Raw genomic sequence first — 19,083 nt, forward strand, 5'->3', positions numbered from 1 at the left:
AATAATACCTCACACTTTTGAATAGGTTGAAAATCAACTATAAATCATTTAATCAAGCCGAAAACCTTAGTTTATTTGCTTGATCTTAATGGGTGTATACTGTTGATTTACATTAATTTAGGTTTGTATTAATTTAAAAATATTTACACGATGAAAAAAATTCTTAATGTAACAGGAGTTACAAAACTTAGTAAAGAACAACAACAAGATATTATAGGATCTAGTACAAGACAGGGTTGGTGTTGCCCAAGTGGAAAAGGTTGTCGCATTCCAGGATTAAATTTTTGTGAACCAGGCTTTTGCCTTCCTACTGGTGTCTGTATATTTCATTAGTAAATGAAAAATAATAAATGAGAAAAGGATAAACATATGCTTATCCTTTTCTCATTTATTATCTAAGGGTAATCTGCTTTTTTAGTGAACATTTCGTTTACTTTTCCTATATGAAACATAACAATGTTTTTTTTGATACTGTTATCGGCTTTTTAAGAGTGTATACTGTTGTTTTAGAAAGTTTTAACCCTATGTAAATCATGCAAAACCTCAATTTGTTTGTGTAATTCACGTATTTGGTTATCAGTAATTTACATTAAATTTAGGTGATATAAATTTAAATATATACACAATGAAAAGCATTCTTAATTTAGCTGGAGTCACAAAACTCAGCAAAGAACAACAACAAACTATCACAGGGTCGAGTATGAGATGGGCTAGATGCTGCCCAACTGGAAGAGGTTGTCGGGTAGGTCCTCCCGGAGGAGGGTTCTGCGAACCGGGCTACTGTCGTCCTAATGGCTACTGTATCTTTGCATAGTACATATAAAGAGAACGAACATCATTGTTCGTTCTCTTTTTTTAATATTTGATTTATCCTTTTAGAATTAATAGTAAGACTATATCATCTGTAAAGAGAAGTCGATATAAGAATTATGTAGAATGGGTTGACTTATATGGCATCAAACCAGATTAAAGTTTTTGCCCAGAGGGTATGTTTAAATTTCCTACTAAAAAAACCAAAATGTCCTATTTTATCTGTCGGAATCTCATGTAGTTGTATCATTTTGATTTCTTTATCAGACTTCTCAAATAGATCATGTATTCTGGTAATGGCAGGTCTTGTCCCGATAGGATCATCTTCTACACCTAGAGTAAGAAGTTTTGATGTGCAGGTATCATAATAAAAAGTAATACCAATAGCTTCCATTTGTTTTTTCATATCGGCATGTCGTCTTCGATTGTTCCATTGTTCGATTACACCTTTAGGAACGTCTTCTAGTAATCCCAACTTTTTTCCGGGGAAATAACCAAATAGATTTGTAATCATGGGAAAAACAATATGCCATAAAAAATAAATTTTGGTTCTCTGTTTCTTAGACCAATCTTTATAATATGCTGTCTGCGCTCCAATATTAATAATTCCACTAATTTCAGTACTCTTTTCGGTCATCCCAATAATTGTTCCTCCAATGCTATGGCCAAGAGTTACTATTTTGTGATTTGGAAACTTTTTTTTAGCATAATCGATTACTCCAGAAAAATCTTTTTGCCCCCAATCTGTAAAAGAAGCTTTAAAACCACTAAGTTTTTTAGGTCTAGAACTTGCAATTCCTCTATAGTCATAGGTAATTACCTGATATCCATTTTTTGCCATGTAAGCAGCATAGTGATGATATAATTTTTTATCTACAGCTGTAGCAGAATTAATAATCAGTACTTTGTTTTTATTGATGATCCCTTCGCATGGGTATACCTTTCCTGATAAGGAATAATTATCTATGGCAGGAATACTAATCATATATGAGTATTTGGTTAATGTAGTATTACAGTTTTTGTGTTAATATTGCTGTAATCGTTTTAATACCTTCAATATAATTGCCAAGCCTAATATTTTCATTAGGGCTATGTTGGTTGTTATCCTTGTTTACGGTAGGGACAATAACAGCGGGAATATTTAAAGTATTTACAAAAGGTGAAATGGGAATAGAGCCTCCGCCAGTACGAATTTGTATAGGAGGTTTGCCAAAAGCTCTTGTCAATGCCTTTCTTAACCATTTCCCTATTTCAGTATTAAAATCGGTTCTAAAAGCATCATAGGCAATTTGATAATTAAAACGAATAATTTTTGAATATTTCATCCGCTCATCTTCAGTAGGGATACTATCTATAATATGATATCCCTGATCCAAAATATGTTGTCTCACCATATCAACCATATGTTGTGCATTGGTTTCTTTAACAAGTCTTATATTCATTTCGGCGATAGCACTAGAGGGGATTATTGTTCTTGTTTTATTGCCTACCCAACCCGATTGTAATCCAAGAATTCCTAAAGAAGGGTATTGTATAGATTCTTGATATGTATTTGCTATGTTATCTATTGAAGCTATCCCAAGCTTTTTTCTAATCATTTTTTCATCATCAGGTACTTGACTTAAGATTTTTTTTGTTTCCTCAGACATTTCAATTCCATCATACCAACCAGGTATGGCAACTCTTCCGTCTTCTTGCATCATCGAACCTAATAGTTGAGCAAGACGTAATGCCGGATTGGGAACATAATTACCATAATGACCACTATGTTGTGGTGCTTTGGGACCAAAAACCTCGAGAGATAATGTTGTTATTCCTCTTGCTCCATATACTAATGTGGGTTGATTAGAAATATGCCTTGGACCATCAAAAATGACAAGCATATCCGAGGCCAATTCTTCTTTATAGTCTAATACGGCTTTGGGTAACCTGGGAGAACTAATTTCTTCCTCAAAATCCATAATGACTTTAATGTTATAATTAGGCTCATACTCAAATTTATTAATAATATCCATCGCTTTTAGAAACATAACAACAGGCCCTTTGGCATCAGACGTTGATCTGGCAAAAATTCTCCAGTCGGGATTAATCTTACCAGTTAATTTATGTAATGGGATGGTATTCCATTTTCCAGCATTATCTTGTTCTTTTAGTACTGCTTTATATGGGTTTTCCTGAAACCATTTGGTTGTATCAACAGGTTGCCCATCTATTTGAAGGTAGACTAACACGGTTTTTTTTGCATTCTTATGTTGCCTATTGGCGAGTAGTAAAGGAATTTTCTCTGTTATAAGGCGTTTGGATGTAAATCCACGGTCTTTAAATGCTTTTTCACACCACTCTATATTTTTTGCTATATCCTTTGGATAGTGAGCATCATTGGGTAAACTCAAAAGTTCTATCAATTCATTAAAAGAATTCTTGGCATAGGTGAGTGAAAGTTTATCCAATTCACTGTCATGTAACGATTGCGCAGTAGAGGAGAAGGTGAGAAAAAGTAGAGTAGTTGTAATGATACATCGAGTTATAATCATATGCGTAGAAGAATTAGATGTTACCGATAATTGTAAATGTATATAAAAGATTAGAATAGCTATTTTTATTTTAAATAACCTTAACAAGTTTTGTAAACAAAATATGAGGAGAGATTTTAAAATACTTATACTATTATCAATCAGATATCTCTTTAACCGTTTATTTTCTTAATTACCTTAAGCTGAGGAGTTTTTAAATTGGTTTCTAAAACAATAGTTTTAACGTTTAGATATTTTCTTTATTCGTAAAGAATTCAATAACTTCTGTTTTATGAAGTAGTATATCTGTATACTCATCAATTTCTTTACTAGATAGTTTGGGAGACATTATTTGCATTGAACGTAATGATTTATCTTTTTGTGGGGCTATTAGAATAGTTTTTCCATATTTTAGGTCAAAAATCCTTGTATTTATAATAGCATAGGAATTTTGATCATGTGTTAAAAATGCGACGTAATCTATTTTATTATTTTTTGTTTTATAAAAACCTTGCCCAATATAATCAGGATGATTTCTTGAAATAATTTCACTTCCTAAGTGAGTGAAATTTTGAGAATCTATATAATCGGTAAGTACAATTATTTGGAAGAAGATTAGGTTTTCTTTTTCATCAATATGTATATCATTTAATGTATTCTTCATCACAAAAAAACTATTAAACAATATTTTTTTATCTTTTACTTTCTTAAAATATCCTTGAGCTCCGGTATATCCATAGTTACCCAAACCCGTAAAACTACCTTCACCAATTAAATTATAGCTAGGAACAGGGAAAACACCATATTCGAATGGGCCATTTTTCTTGGTATTTCGAGATAAATCACTTTGGAGTAGTTCATTATTCCAAGTAGTTGAATCATTACGATTAGCTAAGTGTTTTAATATTTTCTCTTTTGAGATAGAATTATTATTTAAAGTTTTTTTTTCATAGCCAGATGTTTTGCTTTTGCAGCTAATAAGCAAAATAGAAATTAATAAGTAAAAGTGATGTTTCATTTGCTAACTTTTTTGTAATTCTATAGATGGTTTAGCTCATAGTATTTAATTGCTTTTTTCTTTAATGGATTATTACTCCAGGGTTCCCATTCATTAGTATATGGGTTGTATCCGCATTTTAAAGGTTTAGAATAAATATTATCAGGATTCTCGATGTACGCTCTACAATCGGTACATATATACCTAAATTCACAATCTTTACATGATTCTATTTGATCTTTAGAAATATTCCAATATTCTTTAGCTTTTTGATTAGCTAAAACTTCTTTTAAAGGTGATTGTTTAACATTGCCGAAACTTTTATTTAGTGAGGGGCAGTTTCTGATTTCACCATTTTCATCAATAGATATTTTTCCGTTTAAGCAGCCATTGAATTTAGTGTTTTCGAAAAAATCATGAAGACTCTCATAAGAAAATGAAAGATGATTAATTTGACCACAAGATTTTGATGAACCAATTATTTCTTTAATGAAATAAATCCTGCCCATCCCATCAAGTGTTACGAAATCTTCATGCGATACTACTTTATTATTTGGCGAACTATGGATGCATAAGATACTTATTCTAGGATGTTTTTTTGTTAAAAGCATTAATTGCTTAATGTTATTAACCGTATCACTATATTTAATTAAGAATTCTACCGATTTTATTGAACTAGATTTTAAATACCCCATAATAGAATCGATCAATTCATAACTAGCTGTTTCATAAAATCGTATTTGTACATCTTCGCATCCCAAATCAGCTAATTGCCTAAAAATATTATCAAAGTCGTGTATGATATACCTTACATCAATTATAGCATTAGAAATAAGCGACGGTGATTCCCATTTAGTATCTATTTCGGGAAATTTTTCAATATCATCAACCCAAGTGCCTAATTCGCTATCTATCAAGAATTTGAAATATTCTTTGAGTTTATTGTCATCTTTGTTAAGATTTAATTTTTTAATTAAATCAGTATAAGTGTATTTTCTTGTTTCTAACAATATTGAGTATAAAGAATTTGGGATAAAATGAATTTCTGTTCTACCCAGATCACAAATTACTGATCTCGTAGCTCCTTTTACCGGAATACAATCGGCAAATAAATAAAAGTATTGATCATTATTCATTCTTCAATTCTTTTTGTATTGGAGTAAAATCAAAAATTTTGGAAATAGGTTTTGTTGATCTGTATGGCCCCATTTCTGAATTGTATCTTTTAATTTTTATAACGTAATACTCTTCACTTTTTGGAACTGATAAATGATTATATTTTATAAAGTTATATCCTAAAGGAAATGTTTTAGAACTTTCTTTTGCTATTTTATATTCTTTTATTTCAAACATTCTGCTACTTTTTTTTCTAAATTATAGTTACATGGTCTTGATGTCATACCAAATTGCCCAACAGGATTTATTTCAAGAAAAATATAGTTGTTATTTTTATCAACAATCATATCAATCGAACCAGTATCCAACTTGAAAAAATCTAATAGTTTTGTCAATTTATTTGCTATATGATCATCTATGATAAAAGGAACATTTCTGTTAGGTTTTTCATGATTGTATTTTCTGAAATCTACCTCGGTTTGTTTATCATTTTGTGAGAAGATAGCCATAGAATAAAACTCACCTTTTAAATAAAAAATCCTTAATTCATATTTTTTATCTATTTTGGTTTGAATTAGAGATGGAAAGAAGTTGTTTGGAATAAAACCTTGGATATCATCTTTTTGAATCTCTTCGGTATATGAATAATAAGCTTTTTTTTCTGAAAAAGTATAAATACCATTACTTAATGCTTTGGTAATTATCCCTTCCTTGGATTTGTCAAGTATTGTTGAAAGACCTTCCTTATTGTTGGTGATAAATGTTGATGGGATATTTAATCCTAATTCTTTGGCTTTATGTAATACAATTAGCTTATTTAAGTTTGCATTAAACCTGCTTCCTAATTTCTTTTTTGTTTCCAAAAAGAAATGTAGATATTCTGAAATGGTTCTTGTCTCATTGGTAAGGTTTTTAGAGACAGATAACTCTAACTCCTGATCCTCTCCAAAGGCTGATTTTATAATTTGTTTAGACAAATTTTCAACAAAAATAGCCATACCTGATTTTCTATACCAGATTGCATCTACATTTTTCAGGTTATAAGTTTCACCATCTACATCAATAATAATATCATCGGTATCCATTGAAAAGTATACCAACTTAACTCTATTATTTTCTACATTTAGTCTTAATACCTTTTTTCCAAAATAATGAAGCCATTGCATTACATCTGTTGTAGTACCATCATACTTTATACTTAAAATTAGAATCATTCCTTTATTATTTTAATACCTGCTTTGTTAAACAAACAAAGCAGGTATTAATTTAATTAGATTACGCTGAGATAACAGGTTTTTCTGGCTTCCCATCATCTAAATCCCCATTCACACTATCGGCATCATTTCCTGTAGTTGCAGTTGTATGACCGTTTGATGAGGTCCCACCACCTTTAGCAATTTTTGCTAATTGTTTTCTTTCAAGTTTTTCACCGAATTTGAAATCTTCTAATTTCATAATTAAAGGTTTTAAAAGTAAGTCCCTACTCTATTTTAGGCTTTTCAGGTTACGCCTTTTTTAACTAAAATTTATTGCTTTAACTAGTGTTGTGGGGTAAATTTTCAGAATGATCGACTAATGTCTTTTTCTTGTGTAATGATTTGAAAATCAAACATTCAAATATAAGAGGTTTTAAAAAAGATTGGATACGGTTAAACCACATTTGTGATATCATTAAGAATTTTTGATTTTTTAATATTATGTGAGTTTTGTTATTTTAAATAACCTTAATAAGTTTTCTTATATTCGATTTAAATTAAATCATTTAGGCTATGCATATTCATAAGTTAATCTTGGTTTCTTCATTTGTATTAGCATTGTGTTTTTCTTGTAAAGATGAAAAAACACCAGAAGTTATAAAAAAGGAAGAAAAGCCTGCTGTAGAGGCAGTAGATAAAAAAGATCCTGTTACAACACTTTTGCAAAAGATGAACAATCAATATGAGAAAGCAAAACAGGATTTTCTTACAGATTCAACCAATATAGATAATATCATTTGGTATGGAAGAAGAACTGCATATTTAGGGAAGTATAAAGAAGCTATAGAAATTTACTCTAATGGAATTAAAAAATACCCTAATGAAGCTCGGTTATACAGGCATAGAGGGCACCGTTATATTTCTATAAGAGAATTTGATAAAGCAATACATGATTTAGAGTTTGCAACAACATTAATAAAAGGAAAGGAAAATACTATTGAGCCTGATGGGCTACCTAACGCTATGAATATCCCAGTAAGCAGCCTGCATGGGAACATATGGTACCACCTGGGATTGGCATATTACTTAAAAAACGATATGAAAAAAGCGTATCATGCCTACCTTAATTGTAGAAATTTAAAATCTAATGATGATAATACAGTCTCGAGTACAAACTGGTTATATATGATCCAAAGAAGAATAGGAAACGAAGACAGGGCGAAGGAACTATTAGATTTGATAACGAATGATATGACGATTATCGAGAATACCAGTTATTATAATCTGTGTAAATTCTATAAAAAGATAATTCCGATTGATTCATTACATACAGGAAAAGATGCACCTCAGGATGATGCAACTCGGTATGGGATTGCCAATTGGTTTTTTTATAATGGGAACAAAGAGAAAGCAAAAGTACACCTACAAGAAATCCTGAAAGGTAAATCACGAAACTCTTTTGGATATATTGCAGCAGAATCTGATTTTGCGAGATATTTTGGTGAGTAAGTCTCGTTTAGGTTTATTGTAATAGGAACAGATATTAGTTTTGGTTTTTCTTCAATTCGGATGCAATATTTACCCACTTTACAGACCAATTTTTCTCTATATGATCACCAGTTGCATAAAAGAGAAACTTATTATCGGGTGTTATATATGGGTTTCCTTGTCCAAGATTATTAATTTTTTCAGATAGTTTCTTTGTGTGTGTCCATTTACCATTTTTATCCATAAAACTTATGATTAAATCTAGCTGATTTCCAATAGAGGCAAAGATGATATAATCTTCTTTAGGAGAAATATAAGGAGTGCATTTTCCAACTTTTGCATACTGAGGAACTATAAGTTTTTGAGCATTTTGAAATTTGCCATTTACAGCTTTAGATAAATAGATATCCATTTCACTATAATCTGAATTGCTTACATGAAAATAAAGTACTCCCGAGTCGGTGATAGAAGGGTGAGATGCTAACTTATCTCTCAGATTTGGGATATCTACATATTCTGGAGTACTCCATACATTATCTTTTTTTTCTGATTTCCAGATATGCCATGTAGATGCAACTCCCTCGATATTAACGGGTCTGGTAGAACTAAAATAAAGCGATTTTCCATCAGAAGAAAAACTCATTCCGTGATCATTATAATCACTGTTAAAAAATGCTTTTTTGGGGATAGCCCATTTTCCATTTATTTTTTGAATACTATAAATAGTAAATTGTTTAAAATTTTTATCAGAAATGGTATAATAATATTCTTCAAAGTTTGGCGAAAAGACACCTCTATGTATTATTTTATCGTTAGGAACCAGATCTTGTTTAAATACTATAGGAGTAGTAGTATCTGGAATTTGATCTACCAAAAACCTCACTTTATGGTTTTCTATCGAATTTGAATTTTTGCAACTCAAAGCAGTTGTAATTATAAGTAGTATACTTAAAATTTGTTTCATGTTTTTAATCATGCAAATAAGTTAAGAAATTATACGGCATCTTTAAAAAGCAAAATTCCAACCACATCAATATGGTTGGAATTTTAGATACAAATAATTATTTATGACCTTAGTTGTTCAACATCACTGGCATTACTAGCATGGTTACATGTTCTCCTTCGTCTAATCCATCGATTGGAGTAAGGATTCCTGCTCTATTTGGTAATGACATTTCTAGTTGTACTTCATCTGCGTTAAGGTTATTTAGCATTTCACTTAAAAAGCGAGAGTTAAAACCGATCTGCATATCATCACCTTGATAATCGCATGTTAAACGTTCTTCTGCTTTGTTAGAATAATCGATATCTTCTGCAGATATATTTAATTCTGCTCCTGCAATCTTTAATCTAATCTGATGAGTTGTTTTATTAGAGAAAATAGAAACTCTACGTACAGAATTTAAAAACTGTGTGCGAGCTATCGTTAATTTATTAGGGTTCTCTTTTGGTATTACCGCTTCATAATTTGGGTATTTTCCATCAATTAATCTACATATTAATTGTGTTTCATCAAAAGAGAATTTAGCATTAGATTCATTGTATTCTATCAATACTTCACTATCACTGCCTGCCAAAATTCCTTTGAGTAAGTTCAACGGTTTTTTAGGCATAATAAATTCTGCAGATTGAGAAGCTTTAATATCTTCTCGAGTATACTTAACCAATTTATGAGCGTCGGTAGCAACAAAAGTTAAGCCTTCTGTAGAGAATTGAAAAAACACACCACTCATTACTGGTCTTAAATCATCATTACCCGTTGCAAAAATAGTTTTGCTTACTGCAGTGGCTAAAATATCCCCTAGTAAATTGGTAGCACTAGGATCTTCTAATTCTACTGCTTTAGGAAATTCTTCGCCGTTAGCATAGGCCAGTGCATACTTACCATGATTAGAACTTATCTCTATTGTATTATTATCTGCGGCGACAAAAGTTAAAGGTTGCTCAGGAAAAGTTTTAAGCGTCTCTAACAATAATTTAGCTGGTACTGCAATAGTTCCCTGATCAGAAGATTCTACTTCTAACTTTGCAGACATAGTGGTCTCTAAATCAGAGGCAGAAACGGTTAGTGCATTATTGTCTAATTCGAACAAAAAGTTGTCTAAAATTGGTAACGTATTGCTATTACTAATTACCCCTCCTAATACCTGTAGTTGCTTAAGTAAGTAAGAACTGGATACTATAAATTTCATCTGTTTTTTCTTTATTATTTTTTAGTTGTCAGATTTATGCTGATACCGATCAGTATGAAATTTGCCAATAATCATTTTAACTTATCTACGGTGAGGTATGTAAGAATCAATGTAGTTGGCATGACTTAATTTCATATATATGTGTGACTAATTACGTACAGTTTTACGCAAATATAATCGTAATCTATTTGGGATTTGGTATTGAGAAAACCATAGTTATTAACAAACCAAAGAGAGTTATTGACTATTTTATGAACTCAGGACAATTAATTGGTATCATCTTTCATAAGCTTATCTGTATAATGTGCTTTATGCTTGGGTGTAGCAAAGCGTTTTTGGTTATAAGCTATAGATTTTCCTTTTGGGATAGATAAACTTTGCCATTCTTCACCGACAATCATTTTTCCTATACATACGATTTGTCCTATATGATATGAATAATGTGCCAATTGTCTATTGATTGCCTCAGTAATACTATGTTCTATGTTACGTATATAAATAGGTTGGTTAAAATTATCTTGATTAATACTTTCTAATGCTTCAAAAAGGCATTGCCATCCATCGTTCCATTTATTTAGAAGGTCTTCTTTAGATGCAATATCGTTTTCAAATTCTGCATCACGTTGCCTCCAATCTTTTTCCCCATCGGTAGTTAAAAAATCTGTCCACCTGGATTTCATATTACCCCAAAGATGCTTTACAATAATTGCTATACTATTACTCTCGTTATTATATTGCCAAAAAAGCTTCTCTTCTGGAATTTGATCTATTGTTTTTTCCCCCAGAGATTTATAATAAGCAAACTGTTTTTGTATTCCTTCTAGATATTCAGATGATTTCATTGTTGTATACTTTTACTTTAAAGATAGAACTTTAAATTAATACTTGATTTTTAATTGTTCGAAACCAGAGTATTGGGATTCGAGTTAATTACGAGTAAGATATTCTGTGTAGGTATTTTAGACAGAAGAATATAATACATATAACCTTGTTTGTAATTGTAAATAACATCATTTTTTGTGATGCTTAATTTCTCTTACTATAGAGATAGATAATAGGAATAAAAGTTAATTCCTTATTTTTAAGGATACTATTGATCTTTTTGAAGAGAAAATACTATAAAGTCCCATAAAAATATTTACTATACCATATGATAATATTTTCAAAACCTACACTTGTATTTATTTTGTTGATGATATGCAGTATTGCAAAAGCCCAGACAAATGAAAAAGAGGATATAAAGATTGCCAAAAAGGATAGCATACTGCTTGAACATGCCAGAAGTTTTATGAAGGCAGAAAACCAGGATCGGGAAAAAGCCTTTAGTATAAGTCATGAGGTATTAAAAAGAACTAAAAGTGAAAGTAATACAGTTTTGGCGCATTATGTTTTGGCAAATTATCATTATTACAAATATGCTACAGATTCTTCGCTGGTATATGCAAAAAAAGCTATTGGGTTGATAGAGGGTAAAGAAGATTCTGTATCTCTAAACCGATTATCATATTTTTATTTACTTCTTTCGAATGCATCTAGAGATAAAAACTTAATCGAAGAAAGTAAAAAATGGGCTTTAAAAGGTATTGAAATTGTTCAAAAAACTAAAGATTCTGATACTAAGGATAAGTTAGTTATAAGTTTGGCAATGAATTATAAGCTTAACGGTGATTATACAAAATCTTTAGAACTTTTAACATCTACTGTTGTAGATAAAGAAGATCCGAACTATTGTGAAGGTGTTGCTTTGTGCTATATGGAGTTAGGGAACTATGAAAAAGCATTATTTTATCATAAAAAGGCACTGAAGCGTCGTAAAACAATAGGTAATAATAGAAATATAGCGGTTACTTTATTGAATATTGGTGTAGTGTATTTAAATATGTACGAAGACGATAAAGCTTTCATTTATTTTAATAAATCATTACCTATTGCGAGAGAATATAATTACCCTTTAATTATCCTGAATAATATACTTAATATTTGCGAAATTTATCGAGAGAAGAAGGATTTTAGAAATGCGAAAAAAGGGTATAATGAGGTATTAGAAATAGCCAAAAAATCAGGATATCTTAAGCAACAATTATATGTATATCAAAGTTTGAAAAATATAGCTTTAGAAGAAAAAAACTACAAAGAAGCTTTAGAGAATACAGAGAAAAAGATTCAAATACAAGATTCTATAAAAAAACTACAAAAAGATAAGGAAGTAGCTAAGCTGGAAATAGAATATGAGACATTAAAGAAAGAAAAAGAAATAACAATTTTAAAAAAGAATCAAGAACTTAAAGTTTTAGAAATAGAAAGACAACAATTTCAGAAACAAACACTTACATATGCGTTTGTTGTAATCTTGATACCTCTGGCGGGTTTACTTTTCCTATATTATCAAAAATTAAAAAGTCAAAACTTATTGCATAAAAAAGAAAAAGAAATAGGAGAACAAAAGATAGAAGCTTTAATAAGAGACCAGGAGTTAAAATTGATCAAAACCTCGATTAGTATTCAGGATAAAGAAAGAAACCGTATTGCTCAAGAGCTTCATGACAGGATAGGGGGGAATCTGGCAGCAATAAAGCTTCAGTTTGGTTTGGCCAAAGAAAACTTAAGAAAAATGGATGCTATTTATCAGCAGATTGATGATACTTATAAGCAAGTTAGGACACTATCTCATGATCTTATTCCTAAAAAATTTAGACATAATAACTTTATACAGTTGTTAAAGGAGTATATGCAAAATATTGGAAATGCGAGTAAATTAAGTATTCATATTTCAACTTATTCAGAAAATAAAATTAATGAAATAGATCATTCATTTCATAATGAATTATTCTCTGTTTTTCAGGAACTCATTACAAACACCATAAAACATGCTAATGCCCGTAAAGTTGAAATTCAAATCGATCTTATAGACAACTATATTCATATTATTTTTGAAGACAATGGTAAAGGGTTTGATACCTCTGTTACATCTTTAGGTATTGGATTAACAAATATAGAAAGTCGGATACAAAAATTATCAGGTGTAATGCATGTCGATTCGCGTCTTAAAAGAGGAACTATTATTACTATTGAAATACCAATACTGCAATAAATATTTTGGCACCATGTCCGAGGGTAATCGCCAGGATAAATATAAGGAGAGGTCTAAAACAACATTTTTCGTTTTCGAACTAATAGCCAAATGACTACAGGAGCACCTATTAATGAAGTAATAGCATTAATAGGAAGTGTATATTCGCTAGATGGTAACTGTGCAATACTATCACACACCAGCATAATGATACTACCTAATAATATTACGGCAGGAATTAATGTTTTATGATCTGAGGTATGAAATAATTGTCTTGTAAGATGAGGAACAGCTAAACCAATAAATGCTATTGGTCCGGTAAAAGCAGTAATGCTACCAGCCAATAATCCCGTAGCAACAATAATTAGAAAACGACTTGTCTTGATATTTAATCCAAGACTACGAGCATAGTTTTCTCCCAATAGTAATGTGTTTAAAGGTTTTATGGCCAGTATGGATAACAGCATTCCTAATACTACTACTACAGAAAATATAAGCACATCGTACCAGGATAAATTACCTAAGCTCCCAAATCCCCAAAAGATATATCGTTGTAATTGATCTGCAGGAGCAAAATAGGCCAATACGCTTACTACAGCAGCTGTAATGCTTCCGAACATAAGCCCGATAATAAGTATTGCCATTGTATCTCTAACTCTAATAGAAACGAGCATCACAGCAAATAATACAAGTATACTGCCCAAGCTGGCAGCAATAACCAATCCCCATTTTGAAATTAAAAAAGTAGATACAGCGACTCCTGTAAATGCGCTTCCTAATATAAGTAGTGCTACTCCCAGACTTGCTCCAGAACTTATACCCAGTACAAAGGGGCCTGCCAATGGATTTCTAAACAAGGTTTGCATTAGTAATCCAGAAACTCCAAGCCCACTACCTACAATTATGGCAGTAATCGCTTTTGGTAATCGATAATCGATAATGATATGTCTCCAGGCTTCTTTTTCTACTGTTCCGCCTACCAGACTACTTAGCGTATCTAACCACGGAATAAATACCGAACCTAAACTTATATTTGCAGCAAAACAAATGAATAGAAGTATGACAATACTTATAAAAACACGTTTATATGATTTGGTTGGGGTCAATTAGTTTAGTTTTTCGAAAAAAAAGGGTTCATAATCGATTAACAATTCTGGATGAGCAATTTTAATGATATCTTTTAAAATTAAGTCTGGCCGCATAGGTCCTAATTCATAATATACTAACCCTCCTTTTGAACCCATCTTTAATGTTGAAGAATATACGGCTTTATTTTTAAAGGCATCGAATAAAGTATACCGATGATTTTTTTCTTTTAGTTCGTCGAGTGATTTAGAATTTCCAGATCCTATCCAAAGCTCTGCATTTTGAGCTTTTTCAAGTACACTTTCAAAACTTAATGTCAGGCTTCCTGTTTGTGAATTGTCTGCCCATAAATATGTAGTATTTGCATCTTTTAAAAATTTGGCAACAAAGCTGTTTCCGCCAGGAACATGCCATACATCCTTAAACATATTACCCGATAATACTGTTGGAGAAGAAGTTGTATTTTTGGCCAAAGTAGTTGCTTGGTTGTATTCTTTTTTAATATTTTGAAAGATATCTTCTGCCATTTTTTCTTTACCAAAGAAAGCTGCCATAAACTTTATCCATTCTGCCCTACCTAGGGGGTGTTCTTCTAACCAGGAACCATTAATTACCACAGGAATTCCGGTTTTTTGTATTAGATCATAAGCTTTTGTATCTCCAGAGGAAGAAAACCCAACAACTAATTCGGGAGAAAGCTCAAGAACAACTTCTGTGTTTAAATTCCATTCCTCACCAAGTTCTTTAATCGCACCATTGTTAATCAAAGCTCGTGTTTTCTCAGAAGAGATATAATCTGTATGAGGAAATCCTACTAACTTCTCTTCAAGATTCATATACTCCAACATTGGAATATCTGTGGTAGAAGTCACAACGACTCTTTCTACAGGTACTTCAATAAATATTGCATTTGGAGATTTAAATGGTTTTTCTGTTCCCTTTGGGTGTAAAATATAGGTAAGCTCTTCTTTTGCATCTGGCCAGGGTGTTGAAACCTTAATCTCTTTATAATTTTCTTGGTTTTTAATAGTAAACCCCGAAGCGTACTCAATATTTTGAGGAGCCAGATACATCACAGTGAGTGGAGTTGTATCTTTTGGTGTTTTCTTACAAGAAGAACTTAATAAGAATAGTAAAGAAATGATAAATATAGTACGCATGAGCATCATTTTTTTGTAAAAATAGTAAATCAGAATAAGTTTAATCCCGAAATGATTTTAAACCCGTATGCCGTAATAGAAAATCTGTTACAGCATATTAAATTAAGACTAGATTATTTTTTCTACTAAAATTTTATCAGATTAGATGTTAAATACTTCTCCGTATGCAATCTTGATACTAAAAGAGTCTTTAAGCTCTATTTGTTGTAGCTTAGCAAGCAATGCCCTCATAGGTCCTGCATGTGTTATTACCACAATTTTTTCTTCAGAAATATGATCCAGGGAGGTATAAAAATCCAAAATACGTTCTTGTAGCTTGATATATGACTCTCCATTTGGGACTTGCACATTTACAAAATCGTTCATCCAGGGATCTATTTCTGAACTATGTATAGCATCCCAAGGCTGTAACTCCCAATCTCCAAAATTTAGCTCTTTAAGTCGATGATCGTAGATGATTTCTTTTTTGAATGTTTGAGCTAATAGTTTACACCGCTGTAATGGACTGCTATATATAGTAGTAATTTCATGAACAGGAATAGATTGATGTATTTTTTCTACTTCGGCAGTAAAGGTATTTGTAATTCCTATATCACTTTGTCCGTAGCAAATTCCTTTTTCGATATTTGGGGTGGTATGTCTTACCAGATAAATTTCCATAATGCTACGCTCGTAAGATAAAATACAATTTCGCTCAGTTGTTGTACGGCACCTGCACAATCTCCTGTTTGACCACCAATCCATTTTTTGAATTTGGCTGCTAAGAACATTTTTGACAGGTACATTGGGATTAAGGTAAGAAATATCATGGGATTTTTGAAGAAAAATAAAGGAGCAATACCAAATATACCACTTACTAATAATGAATGTATACTCATGCTTTTTGCTGCTGGTTTGGCCTTACTGTTCTCTGTATCTCTTACATAAGGATGCGTAAAGATTAAGGTGGTAGCAATAAAACGGCTTAGGGCATGTCCAGAAATTAATAGGAATGGGATGTAATACGTTTCTATTTCTCTTAATGCTGCAAATTTTATGCTTAGCATTAACAATAACCCAATAGTACCATAAGTGCCTAAACGAGAGTCTTTCATGATCAAAAGAATCTTATCTTTGGTCCACCCGCCACCAAATCCATCACATACATCTGCAAATCCATCTTCATGAAATGCACCTGTAGCATAAATGGTAGAAAACATAGATAGAATCACTGAAATTTCTACCGAAAAAATAAAAGAAGCTCCATAAAAAACAATAGCACCAATACTTCCGACAATGATTCCCACGAGAGGAAAGTACTTGGAGCTAAGATGTAAATATTCTGGGTCATGACTTACCCATTTTGGGCAAGGAATACGGGTAAAAAACATCAATGCAGTAAAAAAGATGTGAATTTCCTTTTTCATAAATCGTATGTTTCTTCTATCATTTTTGTAGAGATGGTAACTTTTTTAGCATGAAAATTGGTGTTAATAGCAGAATTTTTCTGCAGATATTTAGAAAATGGTATACATGCTAAAATAATGAGAACAATTGAAAATACGATACCTAAAATCCCTATTTTATTTTTTTTAAGAGCAGAAATAACTCCTAAATATAAACTTAATAATCCTATACAAAGAGTAGTAATTTTATATAGCTTGCTAAGAATTTGTGTTGTAGGAGCAATTTCTGTATTCTCTTCTATTCCTAAAAATGCATGATGTCCCGATAGATTAATTTTATACATGAAATAAAAACCTATGCATGCGATAATAACAGATAACACACCTCTTTTCATATGTTTTCATATTTTTAATTTAGGTATTTTAGAGCAGTTAATTATTACCAGAAACTCCAGCACTTTCAAAACTAGCCATAGTATTAAGAAAAGCAACTGCGGATTCTATAATAGGATATGCTACAGCAGCTCCTGTTCCTTCTCCTAAGCGCATACCAAGGTTGATCAATGGTTTTTTATCTAAAAACTCATACATTTTTTGGTGTCCTTGCTCTTCAGATGTATGTGCAAATATGCAATAATCTAATACATTTTGATGCATAGCATGTGCAGCTAACAAAGCAGAAGTAACGATAAACCCATCGATGATAATAGTCATTTTGAGTTCTGCTGCTTTTAAAATTGCACCTGTGATCATTGCAATTTCGAATCCACCAAAAGTTGTTAAGGCATCAAGAGGAGAAGAAGGTGTGTGTGTTTGGTAAACTTCAGATAAAATTTTTTGCTTGATTTTAATAGCTGAAGTATCCAGTCCTGTTCCAGAACCCACGCATTCTGCTATCGGAATCTCTGTGAAATATGACATTAATAATGAAGCAGCAGAGGTATTTCCGATTCCCATTTCGCCAAAACCTATAGTATTGCAACCATTATTAAATGTATCTGCAACCAAATCAGCACCTTTTTGTATAGCTTCATTACATTGTGCTATGGTCATAGCAGGTTTTTCCTGATAATTTTGAGTACCATAATCAATTTTTGCATGAATAATGCCAGAAGTATTTTCAAAATCGTGATTAACCCCGGCATCTACTATTTTAAGAGCTATTTGGTGTTGTTTACAAAAAACATTTATAGCCGCTCCTTCATTTATAAAGTTATAAACCATTTGTGCAGTCACTTCCTGGGGGTAAAGGTTGACTTCTCTTTTTTGGGCAATACCGTGATCACCCGCAAAAACGAGGATCGTAGATTGGTTTAAACTCGGTTGGTCTGTGTTTTGGATCATACCTATTTGTAAGGCGACTGTCTCAAGTACCCCCAATGCTCCAACAGGTTTTGTTTTAGTATTAATTTTGTTTTGAAGAGTAGCCTCAAGGCTATTGTTAAAGATAGGTTTTATAGTAAATTCCATGCGTATTTTTGGTTAATTAGGTTCTTTGATTTCTACAGGAATACCAGAAATCATTAATATTGCTTTATCGGCATGACTGGCTATATGCTGATTCATCCAACCCTGTAGTTCGGTAAATTTTCTACCCACTTTAGTAGTAGCATGAACTCCCATTCCGATTTCATTAGAAATGATAATTATGGTCGCATTTATATCTAATAATTTATCAAATTCTGCTTTTGCTTGTGCCAGAGAGAGTTGGACATCATTTTTTGTATCCATATAGTAGTTGGTAAGCCACAAAGTTACGCAATCGATTACAACGACGCTATCCTTTTTTACAACTTTAGAAATTTCTTTTTCTTCTTCTATAGAAGTCCAACGTTCGTCGCGATCTGCAATATGCCTATCTATACGTTTGCGATGATCATCATCCCATACGCGTGAAGTAGCTAGATAATAAGGAGTATCAGATAATTGTAATGCCAAACGTTGTGCATATCCACTTTTACCAGAACGTTCTCCTCCTGTAATGTAATATAACATTGAATTGGTTTTAAAGAAAGCAAAGGTAATCGAATACATTATTTATTTGTTAAAGTAATCCGAAATTCGGTAAAA

At 31.7% G+C, this 19,083-nt stretch carries 19 protein-coding genes; 2 read left to right on the top strand and 17 right to left on the bottom strand.

Features of this window, described 5'->3' with window-relative positions:
* Nucleotides 1-946 precede the first annotated feature (946 nt).
* The 7 genes from Z053_RS0106640 to Z053_RS0106670 form a co-directional block, all read right to left on the bottom strand.
* A complete protein-coding gene (locus tag Z053_RS0106640; protein WP_025664259.1) occupies nucleotides 947-1,795 on the bottom strand; it encodes an alpha/beta hydrolase family protein in 849 nt (282 codons plus the stop codon).
* Between the two features lie 25 nt (nucleotides 1,796-1,820).
* Complete coding sequence (locus Z053_RS0106645; protein ID WP_025664260.1) at nucleotides 1,821-3,344, bottom strand: M20/M25/M40 family metallo-hydrolase; 1,524 nt, start codon at nucleotides 3,342-3,344, stop codon at nucleotides 1,821-1,823.
* Between the two features lie 226 nt (nucleotides 3,345-3,570).
* A complete protein-coding gene (locus tag Z053_RS0106650) occupies nucleotides 3,571-4,341 on the bottom strand; it encodes a hypothetical protein (RefSeq protein WP_025664261.1) in 771 nt (256 codons plus the stop codon).
* A 20-nt stretch (nucleotides 4,342-4,361) separates the two neighbouring features.
* The gene (gene gwsS / locus Z053_RS0106655) at nucleotides 4,362-5,456 is read right to left on the bottom strand and encodes a grasp-with-spasm system SPASM domain peptide maturase (RefSeq protein ID WP_025664262.1); all 1,095 of its coding nucleotides are present in this window, start codon (nucleotides 5,454-5,456) and stop codon (nucleotides 4,362-4,364) included.
* Nucleotides 5,449-5,673 (bottom strand): hypothetical protein, encoded by a 225-nt coding sequence (locus Z053_RS0106660; RefSeq protein ID WP_025664263.1) that lies wholly within the window; start codon nucleotides 5,671-5,673, stop codon nucleotides 5,449-5,451. The genes gwsS and Z053_RS0106660 overlap by 8 nt, the downstream gene beginning before the upstream one ends.
* A complete protein-coding gene (gene gwsG, locus Z053_RS0106665; protein WP_025664264.1) occupies nucleotides 5,661-6,650 on the bottom strand; it encodes a grasp-with-spasm system ATP-grasp peptide maturase in 990 nt (329 codons plus the stop codon). Before gwsG ends, Z053_RS0106660 begins: the two co-directional genes overlap by 13 nt.
* A gap of 61 nt (nucleotides 6,651-6,711) precedes the next feature.
* The gene (locus Z053_RS0106670; RefSeq protein WP_025664265.1) at nucleotides 6,712-6,891 is read right to left on the bottom strand and encodes a hypothetical protein; all 180 of its coding nucleotides are present in this window, start codon (nucleotides 6,889-6,891) and stop codon (nucleotides 6,712-6,714) included.
* Between the two features lie 314 nt (nucleotides 6,892-7,205).
* Here Z053_RS0106670 and Z053_RS0106675 point away from each other — a divergent pair, with 314 nt between their 5' ends.
* The gene (locus tag Z053_RS0106675; RefSeq protein WP_025664266.1) at nucleotides 7,206-8,141 is read left to right on the top strand and encodes a tol-pal system YbgF family protein; all 936 of its coding nucleotides are present in this window, start codon (nucleotides 7,206-7,208) and stop codon (nucleotides 8,139-8,141) included.
* 34 nt (nucleotides 8,142-8,175) lie between these two features.
* On the opposite strand, the gene Z053_RS0106680 is transcribed toward Z053_RS0106675, so the two are convergent.
* The 3 genes from Z053_RS0106680 to Z053_RS0106690 form a co-directional block, all read right to left on the bottom strand.
* Entirely contained in the window at nucleotides 8,176-9,084 is a 909-nt protein-coding gene (locus Z053_RS0106680; RefSeq protein ID WP_035095329.1) for a TolB-like translocation protein, read from the bottom strand.
* 109 nt (nucleotides 9,085-9,193) lie between these two features.
* Nucleotides 9,194-10,312, bottom strand: coding sequence for a DNA polymerase III subunit beta (dnaN, locus tag Z053_RS0106685; RefSeq protein ID WP_025664268.1), 1,119 nt, complete (start codon nucleotides 10,310-10,312; stop codon nucleotides 9,194-9,196).
* Nucleotides 10,313-10,578: 266 nt separating this feature from the next.
* Nucleotides 10,579-11,154 carry a DUF1572 family protein gene (locus Z053_RS0106690; RefSeq protein WP_025664269.1) on the bottom strand — a complete coding sequence of 192 codons (576 nt, stop codon included), beginning with the start codon at nucleotides 11,152-11,154 and terminating at the stop codon, nucleotides 10,579-10,581.
* Nucleotides 11,155-11,462: 308 nt separating this feature from the next.
* Between Z053_RS0106690 and Z053_RS0106695 the strand changes: the two genes are divergently transcribed.
* A complete protein-coding gene (locus tag Z053_RS0106695; RefSeq protein WP_035095331.1) occupies nucleotides 11,463-13,403 on the top strand; it encodes a tetratricopeptide repeat-containing sensor histidine kinase in 1,941 nt (646 codons plus the stop codon).
* A 53-nt stretch (nucleotides 13,404-13,456) separates the two neighbouring features.
* Here Z053_RS0106695 and Z053_RS0106700 read toward each other — a convergent pair whose 3' ends face one another.
* The 7 genes from Z053_RS0106700 to Z053_RS0106730 form a co-directional block, all read right to left on the bottom strand.
* The gene (locus Z053_RS0106700) at nucleotides 13,457-14,488 is read right to left on the bottom strand and encodes a FecCD family ABC transporter permease (RefSeq protein WP_025664271.1); all 1,032 of its coding nucleotides are present in this window, start codon (nucleotides 14,486-14,488) and stop codon (nucleotides 13,457-13,459) included.
* Complete coding sequence (locus tag Z053_RS0106705) at nucleotides 14,489-15,628, bottom strand: ABC transporter substrate-binding protein (protein ID WP_025664272.1); 1,140 nt, start codon at nucleotides 15,626-15,628, stop codon at nucleotides 14,489-14,491.
* Between the two features lie 141 nt (nucleotides 15,629-15,769).
* The gene (gene cobC, locus Z053_RS28035) at nucleotides 15,770-16,288 is read right to left on the bottom strand and encodes an alpha-ribazole phosphatase (protein ID WP_035095333.1); all 519 of its coding nucleotides are present in this window, start codon (nucleotides 16,286-16,288) and stop codon (nucleotides 15,770-15,772) included.
* Nucleotides 16,270-17,034: an adenosylcobinamide-GDP ribazoletransferase gene (locus Z053_RS0106715; RefSeq protein ID WP_025664273.1), complete on the bottom strand. Its 765-nt coding sequence runs from the start codon at nucleotides 17,032-17,034 to the stop codon at nucleotides 16,270-16,272. The genes cobC and Z053_RS0106715 overlap by 19 nt, the downstream gene beginning before the upstream one ends.
* On the bottom strand, nucleotides 17,031-17,408 hold the full coding sequence (locus Z053_RS0106720) for a hypothetical protein (protein WP_035095335.1): 378 nt from the start codon (nucleotides 17,406-17,408) through the stop codon (nucleotides 17,031-17,033). Before Z053_RS0106720 ends, Z053_RS0106715 begins: the two co-directional genes overlap by 4 nt.
* A 37-nt stretch (nucleotides 17,409-17,445) precedes the next feature.
* Nucleotides 17,446-18,483, bottom strand: a complete 1,038-nt coding sequence (gene cobT / locus Z053_RS0106725) for a nicotinate-nucleotide--dimethylbenzimidazole phosphoribosyltransferase (protein ID WP_035095337.1) — start codon at nucleotides 18,481-18,483, stop codon at nucleotides 17,446-17,448.
* Nucleotides 18,484-18,495: 12 nt separating this feature from the next.
* A complete protein-coding gene (locus Z053_RS0106730; RefSeq protein WP_025664276.1) occupies nucleotides 18,496-19,008 on the bottom strand; it encodes a bifunctional adenosylcobinamide kinase/adenosylcobinamide-phosphate guanylyltransferase in 513 nt (170 codons plus the stop codon).
* Nucleotides 19,009-19,083: the final 75 nt, after the last annotated feature.

Source organism: Aquimarina megaterium XH134 (assembly GCF_000520975.1).
Classification (GTDB): domain Bacteria; phylum Bacteroidota; class Bacteroidia; order Flavobacteriales; family Flavobacteriaceae; genus Aquimarina; species Aquimarina megaterium.